This is a genomic window from Desulfocastanea catecholica, assembly GCF_054657295.1.
The window spans coordinates 1-398 of the sequence record NZ_BAAHYZ010000139.1 but is presented as its reverse complement, the minus strand read 5'-3'; the positions used below and the strand labels follow the sequence as shown (position 1 = coordinate 398).

At 63.6% G+C, this 398-nt stretch carries 1 pseudogene; it reads left to right on the top strand.

The annotated features are described in order from the left end of the window. Nucleotides 1-398, top strand: a pseudogene (locus ACYQ8U_RS23240) (2-oxoacid:acceptor oxidoreductase subunit alpha); the annotation flags it as partial.

Sequence of the window (398 nt, the reverse complement as noted above, 5' to 3'; positions counted from 1 at the left end):
CCCGGTTTTTCCCTGAAGCAGGAGGCGATCGGCTATGCCTGCATGGCGGAGATTCCCTGCGTCATCGCCAATGTGCAGCGCGGCGGCCCGTCGACCGGCAACCCGACCCATGTCAGCCAGGGCGACATCAACCAGGCCCGCTGGGGCACCCATGGCGACCACTCGATCATCGCCCTGACCGCCTCCAACCACCAGGACGTGTTTACAATGACCGTCGACGCCTTCAACATGGCCGAGACCTACCGCACGCCGGTGGTGCTGCTCTTTGACGAGGCGGTCGGCCATATGCGCGAAAAGCTGATCATCCCGGAAAAGGGCGAACTGGAGATCGTCGACCGACTGCGCACCTCCCTTGGCAAGGGGGTCGATTATCACCCCTATCTGCCCCGGGAAGACGG